At 60.0% G+C, this 18,516-nt stretch carries 8 protein-coding genes; 4 read left to right on the top strand and 4 right to left on the bottom strand.

Annotated elements, in window-relative coordinates; genetic code table 11:
- Nucleotides 1-82 precede the first annotated feature (82 nt).
- Nucleotides 83-4,867 carry an FG-GAP-like repeat-containing protein gene (locus EKD05_RS25995; protein ID WP_205704013.1) on the top strand — a complete coding sequence of 1,595 codons (4,785 nt, stop codon included), beginning with the start codon at nt 83-85 and terminating at the stop codon, nt 4,865-4,867.
- 169 nt (nt 4,868-5,036) lie between these two features.
- Here the strand turns inward: EKD05_RS25995 and EKD05_RS27280 are convergent, their stop codons facing one another.
- From EKD05_RS27280 to EKD05_RS20625, 3 genes are all read right to left on the bottom strand, one after another.
- Complete coding sequence (locus EKD05_RS27280) at nt 5,037-6,125, bottom strand: Uma2 family endonuclease (RefSeq protein WP_129676676.1); 1,089 nt, start codon at nt 6,123-6,125, stop codon at nt 5,037-5,039.
- A gap of 392 nt (nt 6,126-6,517) precedes the next feature.
- Nucleotides 6,518-10,195: an SDR family NAD(P)-dependent oxidoreductase gene (locus tag EKD05_RS20630; protein ID WP_305038309.1), complete on the bottom strand. Its 3,678-nt coding sequence runs from the start codon at nt 10,193-10,195 to the stop codon at nt 6,518-6,520.
- A 519-nt stretch (nt 10,196-10,714) separates the two neighbouring features.
- A complete protein-coding gene (locus tag EKD05_RS20625) occupies nt 10,715-11,887 on the bottom strand; it encodes an iron-containing alcohol dehydrogenase (RefSeq protein ID WP_129676674.1) in 1,173 nt (390 codons plus the stop codon).
- Nucleotides 11,888-12,046: 159 nt separating this feature from the next.
- On the opposite strand from EKD05_RS20625, the gene EKD05_RS20620 reads away from it, so the two are divergent.
- Nucleotides 12,047-12,355 (top strand): hypothetical protein, encoded by a 309-nt coding sequence (locus tag EKD05_RS20620; RefSeq protein WP_129676672.1) that lies wholly within the window; start codon nt 12,047-12,049, stop codon nt 12,353-12,355.
- 186 nt (nt 12,356-12,541) lie between these two features.
- Nucleotides 12,542-13,432 (top strand): DNA adenine methylase, encoded by an 891-nt coding sequence (locus EKD05_RS20615; protein WP_240695877.1) that lies wholly within the window; start codon nt 12,542-12,544, stop codon nt 13,430-13,432.
- A gap of 221 nt (nt 13,433-13,653) precedes the next feature.
- Here the strand turns inward: EKD05_RS20615 and EKD05_RS20610 are convergent, their stop codons facing one another.
- Nucleotides 13,654-15,087: an NAD(P)/FAD-dependent oxidoreductase gene (locus EKD05_RS20610; protein ID WP_129676670.1), complete on the bottom strand. Its 1,434-nt coding sequence runs from the start codon at nt 15,085-15,087 to the stop codon at nt 13,654-13,656.
- Nucleotides 15,088-15,593: 506 nt separating this feature from the next.
- Between EKD05_RS20610 and EKD05_RS20605 the strand changes: the two genes are divergently transcribed.
- On the top strand, nt 15,594-18,371 hold the full coding sequence (locus EKD05_RS20605; protein WP_129676668.1) for an ATP-dependent DNA helicase RecQ: 2,778 nt from the start codon (nt 15,594-15,596) through the stop codon (nt 18,369-18,371).
- Nucleotides 18,372-18,516: the final 145 nt, after the last annotated feature.

The raw sequence follows: 18,516 nt of genomic DNA, 5'->3' as shown, positions 1-18,516 counted from the left end.
AACAACGGCGGGCAGTTGGAGTGTCGATCCATCTTCCCGGGCCAGCGGCGGCTACGTCGCCTTTTCGCGCACGGCGGGCGATGTGGTTAGCGCCACCCTGAACAGTGAATGGCTGCATCTGGGTCTGCTGACCGGGCCAGCCTACGGGCGCGTCGAGGTGCTGATTGATGGGGTCAGCCAGGGCGAAATCGATCTCTACAACCGGGTGAATGGGCTGCGCAGCGTGGCCTATGCGAACCTCGGCCCCGGCCCGCATACCATCGAACTGCGCGTGCTGGGCAGCCGCAACCCGCTGTCAAGCGACAACTGGGTCGGCCTGGATTATCTGGATGGCTGGGACGGGACGGCGATGCCCGAAGGGACGTTCGAGGAAAACGATCCCAGGGTGGGGCTAAGCGGCTCGTGGTTCAGTAGCTCCAACGGTGCGCCGAGCGGCGGCAGTTATCTCATTGGGTCTACGAGTGGTGCCATCGCGTGGTTCCCCTTCACTGGTGACAGTTTCGCTGTGCAACTGATGGTTGGCCCAAACTACGGGCGTACCAGGATCAGCGTGGACGGTCAGAGCCTGGGGCTGGTTGATCTGCGTGCCGACGCCATCGCGCCCAGGGTCTTCGCCTTCGACGGCTTGGGCGACGGGCCGCATGTACTCCAGATCGCGCAATACCGGGGCTCCCCAACCCTGGACGCCTTCATCACGCCGGGCGAGGCTCCGTTTGTGGAACCGCCGACGCGCAGCGGGATCAGCCGCTACGAAGAGGACGCGCCGGAAGTGCGCTTCAACGGCGTGCCGCTGACGGTCGCCCCGACGACCTGGAGTGACCTGGAGACAAGCCGGGCGAGTGGTGGGTACGTTGTCCGCTCGGACACCGCGAACGACCAGGCGAGCCTGACCTTCACGGGAAGCTGGGCGCATCTGGGGTTGCTGACCAACACCAACGGCGGGCAAGCCGAGGTCTTCCTCAATGGCGTGAGCCAGGGGGTGCTAGATACGTACAGCGCGACCGCCGGGATCACCAGTACGGTCTACCGTAACTTGGGCGAAGGCCCGCACACACTCGACGTGCGCGTTCTGGGTACCCGCAATATCTCGGCGACCGATAGCTGGATCACGCTCGATTTCATTGATGCCTGGGATGGGAGCGCAATGGACGAGGGGCTTTTTAACGCGTCTTCGGCGCGTGTCTACCGGAGCAACGATTGGCAAGTTGTCCCCAGTGAACGGGTGCCCGGTGGCGGGTTTATCGAACGCGGCACCAATGCCTGGTTCCATATCATTGGTGATGCCCTGACCCTAGTAGGCGTGACCAATAGTGCCGACCAGAGTGGGCCGACCCTGGTGGAGGTCTTTGTTGATGAGGTGAGCCGAGGCATGGTTGACCTTACCTACGCCTTCTCGCGCTCACCTGTGCCGATCCGTCTCGCCGGGCTTGGCGAAGGGCTGCATGTCGTGCGCATTGCCAATCTGCGTCGGGGTGGACTGGCCGGTTTCGATACCTCGGCGACACCCTTCGTGGGCATACCGATGGTCGAGTGGTCCAGCGACGTGCCCGCGAGCAACGACGGCTACGTCATCACAACCATCAGCGCTGGTGATCTTGATGGTGATGGGAGCGTCGAATTAGCGGTCAGTTCAGGCAACGGGAACCTCTACATCTACCGGGGCGATGGTCAGGATGCGGGCGACGGGACGCCGATCATTTGGCAACGCGAGATCGGGCTAGGGGATACGCCAGCGCTGGTTGATCTGGACGGCGACGGTCTGGTCGAAGTGATCGTCGGCAGTGACCGGGGCGTGTTTGCTTTTGCCCACGATGGCACGCCGCTATGGTCAAATAATGAGATCCTCCCCCATTCGATCAAGGTTCCAAGCTTTGTTGAGTCGCTGGGGTGGGGTGGGGCCGCTGTGGCGAACCTTGATGCTGATCCCGCGGCTGAGATCGTTGCCGTTGGGCATCTGGATAGCGACTGGAGGAACCCCGGGGCGCAAACTCAGCGCCTGATCGTCTTCAAGGCTGATGGCACGGTCGCAGCCCGTTACGATCTGCCGATGAGCGACGTCGGGTTGTACAGTTTCACATTCACGGCCACGCCGCCGCTGCTCGCTGATCTAACCGGCGACGGGCGGCCCGAGATCCTGGTCGGGCAGAGCAACATCCTGGTAGCGCTCAGTTACGCCAACGGCACGCTGAGCGAGTTGTGGCGCCGCACGACCACCATCAGCGATGAATCACGGGGCTACGGCACCTGGGGGTCGCCAGCAGTTGCCAATGTTGACGGTAAGCAGCCCGGTGGCGATCCCGATCCCGAAATTGTGATGGTCTGGGACACCAAGATCGAACTGCTCAAAGCCGATGGCAGCCTGGTCTGGAGCTACGACGCCGGTGAACGCCTGTATCCTGGTTCGGTTTCGCTTGCCGATGTAGATGGCGACGGCGAGGTCGAGATTGTCACCGTGATGAAGCGCCCATGGCCCGCCGAAGAACAAGACATCATCGTGCTCAACGCTGATGGCAGCTTGCTCTGGACCAAGCCCGTACTTGATCGGACAATCTCATCTTCGGGGGTTACCGTGATGGATCTGGACGGCGATGGTCGCTACGAGGTGGTCTGGAATGGGGCTGGCACTGGGTTGGCGATCTTCCAGGGCAGCGATGGTACGCTGCTTTTCAACGAGCCGCTGATCAATTCGGGGACGGTCAACGATTATCCGATTATCGCCGATGTGGACGGCGACGGACAGGCTGAAATCATTGCGGGTGACAGTGATGGTTTCTACGTGGTCGGCTTTAGCGGCTGGGGTGCGGCCCGCCCGCTTTGGAATCAGTACAACTACCATATCACGAATGCCAACGATGACCTGACGGTGCCGGTGCTTGAACCCAATAGCTGGGAGGTACACAATACCTATCGCACGCAGTCGCCGTTGCGCAATCCCGTGCCTGTTTATCTGCTTGATGTGGAACACCCTCTCCCGGCGACCGGCGTTGTGCCGTTGACCACAACCTTCTCGTTGCCGCCGCGCACGCCTGAGCCGGGGCTGACCTGGCGCTATCGGCAGGAGGGGTTGGCGCAACCGGTGCGCACGCTCAGCTTTGCGGCCCAGTTGACGGCAATGCAACCGGGCGAAGTCCGCGCGGTGAGCGAGGGCACGACGGTGACCGCTACGCTGGCGAGTGGACGCAACCAACTCACCTTCCCGCCGCTCTATGTCACCGCAGCACGGTTGGTCACCATCGATCCGGTGCAGCCTGCGACCAGACCAGGCAGCCAGGCTCGTTACGAAGTCGAGCTCTTCAACCCGACGACCACCGCGCTGACCTTCACGCTGAACCTCGACGGCCTGGTTGGTGTGGAGGATGATCTGCCTGGCGCGGTGCAAGTGGAACCCGAAACACGCTTGCGTCTGCCACTGACGCTGACGCCCTCGGCAGCGACGTTGCCGGGTGCGGTATCCTTCACAGTACGCACAACCCTGCCTGACGGCACGAGCGATCAAGGCATGAGCATGCTCGATGTGCTCGCCGGTCTGCGTTTAGGCGTTACCCCGCCCGCGTTGCAGGCAACCTATGGCGCAACCGTCAGTGCGACCGTAACCCTGCACAACGACGAGGCGACCGCCCGCACCTACGATCTGGCCGTGATCGGGCTAGACGGCCTGAGCGTCGATCTCGTCGCAAGCGTCGCTGTGCCAGCGGGTGGCGTTGCGACGTTGCCGCTCACCGTGACCGCGATAGCGGCGCAGCAGGTGACGCCCTTTGCGGTACGCGCTATCCTGCGCGATCCGACTGATCCGCTGACCACGACGGCGCAGGCGACCCTGGTGCAGAATGGGGCCGTGAGCGTCACAGCGCAACTTGCGCCAGACGAGGCCGTGGGTGGCCCGGCGACCACGAGTGTGCTGACCCTAACTGTGACCAACAGCGGCAGCATGGCCTCAACCTTCGCCCTTCTCCCCGAACTGCCATCGGGCTGGCAGGGCGAGTTGCTTGCCAACAGCGCCCCGGTAAGCGAACTGACCCTCACACCCTTTGTCTTCAACCGTGCCGAGGTTCAGTTCGTTGTGCGACCATCGGCCGGCACGCCGCCAGGGCGTTACCCTGTGCGCGTGCGCGTGAACGCCCAGGAGAGCCCGGCGCAGGCCATGGCCGTCGCTGACGTGGTTATCGGCACCCGCGGCGTCAGCGTCGCCCTGACCCCGGCGAGCGCAACCTTTGACCCAGATCAGGGCCAGAGTTGGCAAGTGCAGGTGACGAATACCGGCACGGTTGCCGACACCTACGACCTGGTGCTCGGCGGCTTCCTGGGCCTCAATGCGAGCTTGGCAAGTTCGACGGTGGCCTTGCAGCCAGGCGGCTCAACGAGCGTACCGGTGCAGGGCGGGCCAATGCCATTTGTCTTGCCGGGCACCTATCAACTCGCCATCACGGCACGCTCGCAGGCCGAGGCCGGGATCAGTTCGTTTGCCACCGCAGAAGTGACTATTGCCGGGCGCAACGACGTCGCAGTCAGCCTCACCGGCGACAACCAGCAACTGCGCACCGACAACCCGGTACGCTACCTCGCCGTCATCAGCAACACTGGCACCCTCGACGCCACCTACGACCTCACCGCCAGCGTTGACGTCAACGGCGTCCGCCTCGAACTCGAAGTTGGCTCCGTCTTTATCCCGGCGCGTCTCGCCGCAGCCCTGATGCTCGACGCCATCCTGGAGACCACGCTCCCCACCGCCAGCGACGAGACTGCAACCGTGACGGTGCGTGCCGTCGCCCGGGGCAACGTCGCCACCGGCGAAGCTGCGGCCCCGCTGGTGCTCAACCGCTCGTCCCCGGAACGTCCCTTGATCTACCTGCCCTTTATTCAGCGGTAGGCATGTTTCAAACGAGCTTGACCGTTCGCAGCGAAGGTAGCACCGGCTTCCAGCCGGTCAGGAAGCCCACCGGCTGGAAGCCGGTGCTACGTGCTACCATAGTGAAGGAGTTGCCAACGAGAACGCCCAGCCAAGCTGGGCGTTCTCGTTGGTAGGAATATGGGTGGTGCTACAAGCTAAAGATCGCCTCCACGTCAACGCGCATCCCTTCAAGCAAGGTTGACGTTGCGTAGGTACCGCGCGCAAATGAACCGTGGGTTGTATAAGAGCCATCTTCAAGCACGAGTACCGTGACCGTCTCATCGAGCGGATTCACGATCCAATATTCGGGAATACCCGCTCGCGCATAATCGAGCGGCTTTTCTTCAAGATCACGTTCTGGGCGATCAGGGCTCACGACCTCAATCACAAGATCGGCCCCCAACCAGAACGCCTCCTGATTACGTGGGTCGTGTCGGTTGAGCAACATCAACACATCAGGCTCGCGAAAACTACCCGGCCTTACCTGCAAGCGCATTGGTGCTACCAGAACAATCCCGCCAGCCGGGTTGACCATCGCCTTGAACAATTCGTAGAGCAAAAGCAAGATCATCTGGTGACGTCGGGTTGGCATTGGCAGTACCTCAAGCTTGCCATCAGAGAATTCGAGCAGGTGATTTGTCTGCTTGCTGAGCATCAGGTATTGCTCTTCAGTCCATAGGCCTTGCAGCACTTGCAAGTTGAGCTGAAGACTATCGATGTGCCCAATGAGTTTCAGTTCAAGCGACTCTGTAGATACGGCCATGAGTGCCTCTTTATTGATAATCCAGTAGATGGCAATGCCGGCCCGGGCATATAAGCGTTTTTTGCTGGTGCGATCACGCTGGAGGGTTGGATCAGCTACTTCAACCACCAGCGCGATTTCGTCGGCATATGGATGTCGATCGCGATAATCGCGCCGGTCGCCCTGCACAATGACCACATCAGGTTCGGGTTCGCTATCTCTGGTTGTAATTGGCTCTTGAGCATCAACATACCAACCTGCAGGGACAAGTTCAGCTAAGCGATCACGGGTCACTTGCGTCGTGATGCGATGCGATGGATTTTTAGGCATTTTGAGCACCAACCAACCTTCTAAGAGCTCGACAGGATCGTCATCGGTAAGAATGCCGTTGCGGATCATGGCATGGTATTGATGCACACTCAGGCGCCAGATAGGTTCTTTGGGTACGGCAAGGCGCGTCATTGAGCGCTGCCCTTTTTGTTTCTGAGTTGCCATTGCACTGAGTCCTTGCTGCAATGCGTTGCAGCTACGAGGGTTGTGGGCTTTTTCATATAATGGCAGCCCGAGATGTTGGCGATGGGTCGATCTCGTTGCCAGTCGGTTCTGTTTGCTGGAAGATAGCCTACTGTTTCTTCTGCGATATGTCAAGAAGCCTCATGGAGATAACGGTTCATATTTGGGGTAACAGGCAAGCCTGGGAGTGCGGGCGACGCACCCGTGTGCTTGCGGGCGAGCCGCCCGCGCTCCCAGGAGAAGTGGGCATACGTAGTGATGTGATGCATATGTTTATCCTCCGAACTGCGCAACCAGGCATGGATCGCAACAGGGCGTTCACGGGCTTGTGCCCGCGAACGCCCTGTTGTTCCCCGTGCTAAGGAAAAAGACCCTTAGACCGTGATCGCCCGTCCGCGGTTGATGCGGCCGGTGTAGCGGCTGTCGTCCTCGGCGGGCAGTGGCGCGGTGGTGAGCAGGATCGCATTGACAAAGCGCTCCAACTCTTGGGCGCGCTCGCCATCGCTGCGTGGCTCTTCGGCGCGTGCCTGACGAGTCAGGTCAACCTGGTTGACCAGGATGCGGTGGACGGTGCGCTCGCTTTCGGTGCCGGCGGTGGCGGTAAACGCGTGCAGCGTCGTCTTGACGAAGTTGGCCATCGCAAACTGCTCCGTCGTCGAGGTCGCCGTGGTCTCGGGGGTGACCATCGCCAGCGCAGCCCCATCAATCAGGCTGGCTTTGCGGGCCACCCGGAAGTGATGGGTCAACTGCTGCTCGCACAGGTCGGCAAAGCCCTGCTCGTCCAGCACGGTGCTCCAGTCGCTGTCGATGCGCCCGACCAGCAGCGCGGTCGGCAACGCACGGAACGGTGTGCTGACGATCGGCCCCGGTCGCCCATAGGTGTGCATTGCTTCGTCGATGGCATCCTCGATCTTGCCGCCTGAAGCAATGAAGCTGATGCTCCCCGCCGCAACGTGGTCGCTCAGCCGGGCCTTGAGTTGCTCGATGCCCGCTTCGGTCTCGGTGATCATCACGACCTTCGTGGCCCCCTGGCGCTCGAGGTAGGCGCGGGCAAGCAACGCTAGATGCTCTTCGAGATACTCGCCGAGTAGGTAGACGGTCGAGCCAACGATGCCGGCTAGGCGCTCGGTGGGTGTTTCGCCAAATAACTCGCCGCCCATAGGGGTGCGCTCGTAGCGTAGGCCCCCCGAGGGGTGGAAGGTTTCGCCACTGACGTTGCGGTCAGCTAGGTAGTAGACGGTGGCAATTGCGACGTCAAACTCGGTTGGCATCTTATGCAGATAGAGCATGCCCATCACGCCGTCACGCACCTTGCGCGCCTCGCGCTCGATCTGCGCCCGGACAAAGAAGGGATCGGGTGGATGCACATCGGTCAGGCGCTTGACCTGGGCGGTCTCGGCGGCACTCAAATAGCCACCTGTCGTGAGACGGATTAGCAGTTTCTCGGCAATCGTGCGGTTCATCAAGAAACTACTGGATGATGCCGCTGCATCGCCTTCTTTGACAAAGGTCGCCGCCAGCTTGTGCAACGCCGATGGCAACAGATCGCCTGCGTCGAGCAAGGCCGAAACGTTATTGGCTTCGAGGAAGGTCAGCAACTCAACGATCGACTTGCCGCTTTCGCGGTGGGCAACCACCAGCGCACCGTAGATATCGTTGAGGCGTTTGTTTTCGAGGATCAGACGGGCACGGCGCATAAAGAGACCGGGGCGCTCGCCAGTGCCACGCAGACGATCACCTTCGACTGGGCCAGGGGCGAGCGAGTTGATCTGTACCTCGGGGCCGAGGAAGCGGGCCATCGCCTCGGAGAGTGCTCGTTGACCGGCTTTGCTCACGGCGTAGTCGGCACGATTGGGGTACGCGATGGCGGCATACTTCTCACCGCCAAAATACGACGAAACATTGAGAATGTAGCCACTGCCCTGCTGCTTCATCAGCGGCGCGATCTTGCGAATCAGCGAATAGTTGCTGATCAGGTTGGCATTGAGCGTATGGCGCCAGCCGTCAAGCGGCATATCGAGCACCATCTCCTCTTTGCCCGCGATGCCAGCATTGTTGAGCAGGTAGTCTACCCGCCCAAAGACCGCCAGCGTGCGCTCGACCAGCATCGCCATGTCACGCTCACGCGCGACATCGCAATCGGGTGTAATCGCAACCCGTGACTCGGCATCGTTGTAGCCAACTTCGGTCAGTTCATAGACAATGCTGGCCTTGAGTTGTTCGAGCTTGACGTGGTCGCGGGCCGCGAGCATCACCCGTGCCCCGCTGAGCGCCAGCAAGCGCCCGACCTGGCCGCCGATCCCGGCACTGCCACCGGTAATCAGCGCCACCTTGCCCAGATGCAACCCGATCAGGCTCTCGGCCCAGCCAAATGAAGGCCGTCCTGCCCCCGTCGTCGCCGCAATATTGCGCGGCAAATAGAGGCTGATGGCCTCGATCTGCCGGTTGCTCAAGATCAACTGCGCTGTCGCTGCGCAGGCAAAGTCAAAGCCGTCCTCTTCAGTATTGACATAACGAATGATTTGTTTCGCCCAGACCGGGGGCAGGGGGCGCGTTTCGGCCCCAACCTCGGGCTGCCGCTGATCGTGCTGGGCCTCGTGGCGCCAGACGCGCACCAATTCTTCGAGGCCAGCGGTGAGGATCTCGGCGAACACATTGCCCTTGCGGTCATCGCCATTACTCAGATAGACCACGCGAGGCTGATAGAGATTCGCGCCGCCCAGCAGATCGGTCTTTTGCCAGTAGGCCGCGAGCTGCGCACTGAGGGCAATCGTCCCGGCGAGTTCCTCATTGAGGAAGCTCGTCACGGCGGTATCATCAGCCGTGATCACCGACGGTGCTTTCGTCTTGCCATATGCGGGCAGCAGAATCACCCCGTGGGGGCCGCCGGTACTCTCGACCATCAGGCTCAGCGCTTCATCAATGGTTTCGGGCTCGTGTGGATTAAGATAGACGAGCACCGGTGGCGTGAAATTCGCCCCGGCGAAACGGCGACTCTCGGCGAGACTCGCCTCGAGTTCGGCAATTGCTTCACGTGAACGGAAGCCAATCACCACCTCGGCCCCGCACGAGCGCAGCACCCCGGTCAGCCCCATCGCATCTTCGGTCTGGTCACCGGCGCAGATCAGCACCACGCGCCCCGTGCCATCAACCGCCCGCAGACCAGGGCGCGCCGTAAAGGTGGTCTTGCTTTCATCGCCAACGGTCATCCCATTTGTCACCTCAAGTGACTCGCCATGGATCGCTGCGGCCTCATCGCTGCCCAGGAAGACCGCCGTATTGGCGACATCAACAGCCGTTGGAAAGCTCATCGCCAACGTGCCATCGCTGTCGGCGCGACTCAGGCGCATCATGGCCTGAACCTCATTGGCGGTCGTCTGCGCTTTGGCCCGCTTGAGTTCGTCCATCCGCTGGAAGACACCCTTGATGCGCTCGCCCTCAATCGGCCCGGGATAGATCAGGTTTACGCGAATGCCCTTTGGCCCCAACTCGCGCGCAGCGGCTTCACTCAGCGCATTGAGGGCCGCCTTGGGTACCACATAGGGAATGCGCCCATAATATTCGCTGCGGGAAAAGATCGTCGAAAGATTAATAATGCTACTGCCAGGGGCCATATAAGGGACAGCGGCGCGCATAAAATGCCAGGCAATGCCGAGGGTACTGGCGATACTGCCCTCCAGCGTCTCTTCGGCCTCGTGCCCGCCAGCGACCAGGGCCGTCAGTGGTTGCCGCACGCCCTCGCCCCCGGCATTATTGACCAGAATATCAATCCGGCCCACCTTCTTGGCGACCGCATCGACCCCAGCGCGCACCTCGTCACTCTTGCTGCCATCCATCGTCACCGCGATCACTCGATCAGCAGCAACCCCCGTCTCACTCACCAGCGTCTTCTGAAACGCCTCCAGCTTCTCGGCATTGCGCCCACTGATGATTACCGTTGCGCCTTCGGCCAGATAGCGTTGGGTAATTACTGCCCCAATCGCACTTGCGCCACCAGTAATCAGGGCGATCTTGCCCTCAAGCCGACCAGCACCTGTAGGTCCACTCATCATCGAGACCCCTCTGTATAGGTAAATGAAGAATCCAACGTCAACGTCTCTCTGTGCGAAAGAAATACGTATGGTTTCCAGGGCCGAGCCGCTGGAAACCATACTGCCACGTCATAATGGTTATCAAGCATTCCATCCGGGAGGGCCGACTTATTAGTCTGTCAACGAAGTTTTCTGGTAGCACCGCCGACCACGAATAACATGCACGAATAAACGAATATGGGCTTTGTGACACACGTATTCGTTTATTCGTGGCCCCCATTCGTGGACGGCTGAGGACGCCAGAAAACTTCGTTGACACACCACTTATGGTCTTCCAGAAATGAATCCGCTCGAGCCCGCGAAGGCGGGCTTCGCTTCCCCGAGCCGAGGGCGTTCGCCCCACGGCATCGGGTTCATAGCGGATCATGGACGGCAAAACCATTAGTCGGCTTCCTGTTCAGCCGACTAAAGTCGGCCCTCCTCTATGCCCGTTTTCATGCTTCATCTTTATGATGATATGGCACTGCGAGCGTACCGAGTCTAATCGTCCTCTTCGTAGGCGAGAGCATACAGCTCGATAATCTCCTGGCGGGTCGGCTTGCGCGGGTTATTATTGGGGCTCCCGCTATCAATCGCCGCATCGGCCATCGCAGGGGCGAGTTCCATCAGACGCTCGCGCTCGACCCCAAGCTGCTTGAGCGACGGGATCTTGATATCCTTGACCAGGCGCCGAATCGCTTTGACCGAGCGATCCGCAGCCTTCATCAGCGACAACCCTTCGATTGGTTCGCCCATTGCCCGGGCGACTTCGGCGTAGCGCACCGGATCGCCGATCAGACTAAACTGCGTCACGACAGCCAGCAACGCTGCATTCGAAACACCGTGGGCAATGTGGAAATTCGCCCCGATCGGGCGCGACATGCCATGCACCAGCGCCACCGACGAGTTGCTGAAAGCAATGCCGGCCTGCATTGCCCCGAGCATCATCTTCTCGCGGGCTTCGATATTATTGCCGTTCGACCAGGCCTGGCGGATATTCTGCGAAATGAGTTCGATCGCCGAGAGACAGAAGATATCGGTCATCGGCTGGCGCTTGACCGACACATACGCCTCAATCGCATGCACCAGCGCGTCGACACCCGTTGCCGCTGTCACCCCAGGAGGCGACGAAAAGGTCAGCAGTGGATCAACAATCGCCACAGTCGGCATCAGATACGGGCTACCAATCAGCATCTTCACATCGGTCTTCTGATCGGTAATGACCGTATAGAGCGTCGCCTCGCTACCGGTACCGGCGGTGGTCGGGATCGCCACCAACGGCACACCAGGGGTTGTGATCTTGCCAATCCCCTTATACTGCTCAATCGAGCCAGGGTTGGTTGCCATCACCGCAATCGCCTTGGCGGCATCAATTGGGCTACCGCCGCCCACCGAGACCACAAAATCGCACGCGGCATCCTTGAAAATCTGCAAGCCCTCTTGCACAAACTCAACGACCGGCTCGGTATTGACCCCGGCATAGACCGCGCTACCAATGTCGCTCGCGGCCAACAACTGCTCGACCCGCGTCACGAGGCCGAGACTCTGCATAATCTTATCCGAGACAATCAACGCCTTGCGCCAACCGCGCTTACGGCACTGATCCCCCAACTGCTCTAGCGCACCGGAACCGACCACAATCTGCGCGGGCGTGATAAACTCTCGCGGCTGCATGGGCACTATCTCCACAGGCTGTGAAATCTTGAACACACACTATTTAACGCATTGTATCATAGCAAGCACCGTCAAGAAGGGTAGGGTTCTCTGGGGGAAATTCCTACCTTGATGGGTAGGGCGTTCCATCGCGACCATATCATCTCAAGGAAAATAACTATGCAGCTCGCTGATCTGCTTACTGATATCCACGCGCTTGAAGAGAGCATTCTGACCTTTGAGCGCAAGTATGGTGTTCGCTCGGAAACCTTCTATGCGGCGTACATTAGTGGTGAAGAACCTGATGATGAAAACTGGGTACTTGACTTTACCGAATGGGCAAGTGTGTATCAGACGTGGCTTGCACGGCAGGCTGCCTATCGGAACGAAGTGCAGCCTACCGTCGCCGTGAACGGCTCGGCTCCTGGGGAGCGAAGGCCACCTTCGTGGCCTGATCCAGCTGGCGAAGGCCGGCTTCGCCCTCGGTAGCCGAGGCATTTACGCCGACAGTGTGGGCGTGTGAGGGCGATCCGCCAGCCTAGTGGCACGTGCCAAGGCAAGATGCAATGGCCCTCAGTTTCACCCAAGTGCCTCTTGATCCTTACACTAAATCAGGTATGATAAGCATACTTGTACGAAAAACTTGTTGACCGCACATATCTATGCGTTACAGTAATGAGAACCACGATGCAGCAACTATCATTTATTGATGATCCGAAACCTCGGCCAATCGTCAATGTGGCGATGGTTCCACAGCGTAGTCCTTTTCGTTATCCTGGGGGGAAGACCTGGCTTGTGCCACGTATTCGTGAGTGGTTAAGCAGCCGAAACACGTCTCCTGCCGAGTTTATCGAGCCATTTGCAGGAGGTGCTATTGTCAGCCTAACCGTTGCGTTTGAGCGTCTCGCCAAGCATGTCACCATCGTTGAACTCGATCAGCACGTCGCGGCTGTATGGCATACCATCATCCATGGCGATGCGCTATGGCTTGCGGAGCGCATCGCAAACTTCGATCTCACGCCTGAAACCGTCGAAGCAACGCTTGGTGAACCGGCATGCACGCTACCTGATCTTGCGTTCCAGACAATCCTGAAAAACCGTGTCAATCGCGGTGGCATTCTGGCCAATGGGGCCGGAAGAATTAAGCATGGTGAGAATGGGAAGGGTCTCAAATCACGATGGTATCCACAAACGCTGAAGCAGCGCATTATGGATATTATCGATGTGCGTGACCGCATTAGCTTTGTTGAAGGTGATGGTCTCTCAGTCATTCGTGCCAACGCGCATCGTGCGGATGCCGTCTTCTTTATCGATCCACCTTATACGGCTGGCGGCAAGCGTGCAGGTAGCCGACTCTACACGCATTCTGAGCTCGATCATGAGGAACTCTTCCGCGTGATATCGACAATTTGTGGGGATTTTCTGATCACGTATGATAATGCCGATGAACTCTATGATCTCGCTCGTCAGTATCATTTTGATACCCAACTCGTGGCAATGAAGAGCAGCCATCATGCGGAGATGACCGAACTTCTGATTGGAAAAAATCTAGCTTGGGCGCGGTAACGCGTTTGCTTGTCCTCAAAACTGAGCGTTCATCCTTCTCCTGCGAGCACGGGCAACCCGCCCGCGCTCGCAGGAGAAGGGTGAACGCTTACCTCTCACGCTCGTTTGCTGTGATTCACGGCTTTGAGAATCTTTAGGTTGAGTACGATGAAACGCCAGAGTTGAAAGAGCTTGAATCGCATCCAGAAACGGTCACGATCACTGATTTCCACGGGTGCCTCCTATTCAGGGATGATTTGCCAACCCGGACGAGCTCTGAATTTGTGCATGAAGGTTTCGTGTACCATCCGTTTCATCCATGCGCCACTTGTGCCCAGTTCCATGTGCGTCACAAAGAGGTCGCGCCCGGTGCCGTTGGGGTACCGACGGTGATCCGGCACGACGGGGTACATGATGATCGTTGCTGCTTCGCCGTCCCACAATGAGTCACCCATCGAGGCAATGCACGCGGCGAACATCTCGGTCATGCGTTCGCGGTGGTGCATGGTGCCGCTGGTGATCATTTCGGCGATGTTGAGCGCGGTGATCCGCCCGATGATGCCGGCGATCATGCCGGTGCGCGGCGCTGTGGCGGTGATCGCGGTGCCGTTGGGGGTGATGTGGGGGGCCGAAATTGGTCCGGGTGGCGCAAAGGCGATGCCGGCGGCGAAGATGTTGGGGTACGTTGGGTTCTGATAGGTCGCCGGCCACGCGTCGGGTTGGTTGCGCAGGGTGGCGTAGTCGAGCCCGTAGATCGCGTCAACTTTGACGAGACCGTTTGGCATGACAAGCTTGTCGGCGATGTCGCTTCCGTCTTGCCCAAGGTAGCGGATTGGTTGCCCCGTGAATTGCGGGATCAGCATCGCAAAGTCGTAGGCGGTCTCGCCATAGTGCCCTGCGTAGTCCTCCCACAAGATGTGGCGGTCGTCAACCTTGTGGACGCCGCGCTGCACGTGCCACTCGATGCCGTATTCTTTGTAGACGGCTTTGATGAAGTCTTCGCTCGCGAGCAGTTGCCCTTTGTGCCTTGCGGTCAACCCCCCTACCCCAAAGTCGCCAAGGGCCGCTTCGTTCGAGAGGTAGATCAGTTCGGCGCGGTTGCGCACCCGTCGCCGCACAAGATCTTTGTGGATGTTCGAGATGTACTCAAGGGCGGCCCCCTGGCAGGTTGCCCCCGGATGCCCTGTGCCAACGACAAAACGTAGGCGCTCACCCTTTTCGAGCCGTTTGACATGCTCCAGGTAGCTGTCACGCGCTTCGATGGCATGATCAAGCGTGCAGATCGAAACGGTGTTTCCTTCGGCAGGGCCAAGCCCTGGGGTCGCGGCAAAGTTGAGTTTTGGCCCCGTCGCGATCAGCAGATAGTCGTAGTCGAGCCGCTCAGGTTGGCCCTGGTGATGTGGCGCAACCGTCACATACTGCTCGTCCGGGTGGACTTCGGTAACGCGCCCCTGCACAAAGTTGACGTGCATCCGATCATAGACTGGCTTCAATGGGATCGTTGTTTGCTCGGGGCGCATATGCCCAACACCGACCCAGACCCACGACGGCACAAACCCAAAATAGTCGTAGCGGTTGACGACCGTGATTGTATGCCGTTTGCCAAGTTGCGCCCCTAAATAGAGTGCCGCTGTGTGCCCGGCGAAGCCGGCCCCAATGATCACAACACGGGCCATCTGACACCTCCTTGTGACAGTCGCTGCACGTTCTCGCAAAAGGATTGACCCTAAGGCATGGTTCCGCAAGCTCACATGTCTAGTAGGCCTGTGAGCGCTGTTCGAGCGGATTCATTTCTTGAAGACCAATCAGTCGTCTGTGAATGAAGTTTCCCGGTCGCGCCGCCGACCACGAATGCTGAGCACGAATAAACGAATAGGGGCGGTGTGGTATTCGTTTATTCGTGGCCCCACTTCGTGGACGGCGGCGCGACACCAGAAAACTTCATTCACAGACTATTCATACTTGCAAACCGTCATGGTAGCGCGGGCTTCCAGCCTGCGTGCGGGCTGGAAAGCCCACGCCACCATGAAGTCGCCATCAACAGCCGTATGAACCATGCGCCTGGAGGGTCGGTTACTCCTTTTGTTAGATGCACGCCAGTGGCAAATGGTTACATACATGGTTCCTGGATATTACCCTGGGGATTGGTTGCTAGCCAGACGGCTGTGGTATCATACGGCGTATGAAGAGCGTTGAGCATAATCCATTATTGGCTATCCCCCCTGCGGCTCTCGATCTAGTGGCTGGTGAGTCGCGTAAACGTCTGGTGAGTTATCTCAATCGCTGGGGCCATTACGATGCGCTGCTCAGCTATTTCGCAACCTGGCTCGAAGTGCAACCAACAGCCGTGATGCTTCGTGAGGGCCGTGCTCGTGTTATGGTTGAGCTGGGGCGCGGTGATGAGGCGCTGGCGATCCTTGATGAACTTGATGCCGAGCGTGCGGTCAGTCTCAGCCGTCGCCAGTTGCGTCTGCGGGCGTTGTTGGCCGCCCGTCGCTTTGCCGAACTCGAGCAACTTCTCGATGAACTGGTGCAGGATCATGATCACGCTATCTTTGCCTGGTTGATGCGTGGTGATCTGCTGCGTGCGCGTGATGACGCTGAACAGGCCGCCGCTGCCTATGCCCGCGCCGCTGATCTTGATCCCACCGCTATCGCGCCGATCCGTCGGCTCGCTGAACTAGCCCTGGAAGAGGGCGACCCCGAACGGGCGCGTGGTCACATTGATGCGCTGATGCTCCGCCCTGGGTATGCGTCTGGTATCCCCGATCTCCAGATCTTGCTGCGGGCTGCCCAACTCGCCGAAGATACGCATACCGCCACTGCCCTGGCCGGTCAGCTCGCGGCGATCGAGCAGGCCGAGCGTCTCGCAACCGCCGAGGCCCTTGGACATCGCATCGCTTCTCGCCCCGAGGCCGAGCGCCTGGCCGAGGTGCCGGTTGAGGCGCCCGCTCCCGCGTTGCCCGAAGAGGCCTATCGTGTCTTACGCGATATCTTTGGTCTCGATGAGTTTCGGCCCAATCAGGCCCGGGTGATCCAGAGTGTGCTCGCTGGTGAGGCGACGCTTGCGGTGATGCCGACCGGGGCCGGCAAGTCGCTGACCTATCAGTTGCCTGCGTTGCTCTTGCCGCAGGCGACCGTTGTGGTCAGCCCACTCATTGCGCTGATGAAGGATCAACTCGATGGCTTGCCTCCGCAGGCGCGCCCTTATGCGACGCTGATCAACTCGTCGCTCAGTACCAGCGAGCTTGCGTCGCGGCTGCGTGGTGTGGCCGCCGGACACTATCGTCTTGTTTATGTCGCCCCCGAACGCCTGCGCCAGCGTGCGTTTCTCCACGCCCTCAAGCGCTGCGGCGTTGCGCGTTTTGTGGTTGACGAGGTTCACTGTCTCAGCCTGTGGGGGCTCAGTTTTCGCCCCGATTATCTCTTCATTGGGCGCGCCCTCGAGGAACTTGAACGCCCACCGGTGCTCGCGCTGACCGCGACGGCCTCGCAAGAGACGCAGCACGAGATTGTCAATTCGCTTGGTTCGTGTGAAACAGTTGTGGCCTCGGTCTATCGGCCCAACCTCTATTTTCAGGTGATCCGGGCGGGCAATCGCGACGAGAAGTTGCAAGCCTTGCGCGAGTTGTGTCAGCAGATCGCCGGGCCGATCATTGTCTATGCACGTGCCCGCCAGATGTGCGAAGAGCTTGCCGCCGCCCTACGCCAGATAGGCATTTCGGCCGATCACTACCACGCCCAGATTCCTGACCGCGATGCGACGCAAGAACGGTTTATGCGCGGCAAGACCCGGGTGTTGGTCGCGACGGTTGCGTTTGGGATGGGCATTGACAAGGCCGATATTCGCGCCATTATTCACTACAACCTGCCTCAGTCGGTCGAATCTTACTACCAGGAAGCCGGACGCGCCGGGCGTGATGGCCGTCCCGCCACCTGTGTGTTGCTCTACGCAGGCAGCGATAAGGCGCGGCTGAGCACCTGGCTCGAAGATGAGGCGATCAGCCGCGATGATCTGCGCGCCCTCTACAAGGCCGTGCGTGGCATGATGCGCGGCAGCTTTGATGTCGTTGACCTCAACCAGTTGCAACGCGCCCTACCAGGCGACGACGATACGCTAGTGCGGGTTGGCTTGAGCATGCTCGAACGGGTCGGCCTACTCAAGCGCCACTTTGATACCCCCGAAACGGCAACCCTGACTCTTACCGGTATGCCGGCACCTGATCCTCAGGCGTCCATGGTTGCCCAGGCGGCTGAACTTCTCGAAGGCGTTTCGGTTGACGTGAACCTGATCGAACTCGCCGAACGTACCGGGTTGAATCCGGCAGAGATCGAGGCGTACGTGCTCACCTGGCACGACGCAGGCTTCCTCCGTTTCCGCGGGGGCATGCGGCTCCCGTTACTCGAACTGCGCCCGGCCCCGTCCGACGTGGCCGACCGCATCGAGCAGTTGCTCCACGACTATCGGAGTCGTCAGGAGCAGCGCATCGAAGCGATGGCGGCGTATGCCCGTTCCTCCGAATGCCGCCACCGCACGCTTGCGGCCCATTTTGGGCAGCGGCTTGCCCCGTGCCGTACCGGCTGCGATATCTGCGCACCGCAGGCCAGCACAGGGGTACGGGTGATCCGTGCTGCTGGTGCCGGGCAAGCACCGCAACCCCTGCCGCCGCGTGACGACGACCCGCGCAGCGACATCCAGCGCCTGCTCGACGGTCTGGCGCACATGCCCTTTGCCATTGGACGGAGCGGCCTCGCTCGCATCCTCAAAGGCAGCCCCAAGAGCCCGATTGGCCCTGACCGCCTCCGCGAATATGGTACCCTGCGCCACATGACCCTCAGCGCGATCGAAGACCTCATCGAACAACTGATCAGCGATGGCCACCTTGCCCGCGACGAACGCGATGAATACCGCCGTCTCAGCCTCACCGAGGTTGGTCAGCAAGCGCGGCGTATGTCATGAACTGGGGGCCGGGGCGATGGGGACGATGGGGGCAGGGGCAAGCCCTGTCCCTACGGTTTCGGTTACGGTTTCGGATGATGACGTAGGGGCAGGGCTCGCCCCTGCCCTGCCCGGTACGACCCCGCCCTGGCCCGCGCCACCCCTG

Origin of the sequence: Candidatus Chloroploca sp. Khr17 (assembly GCF_004138165.1) — a bacterium.
Classification (GTDB): Bacteria; Chloroflexota; Chloroflexia; order Chloroflexales; family Chloroflexaceae; genus Chloroploca.
This window is presented reverse-complemented; position numbering and strand designations above follow the sequence as displayed.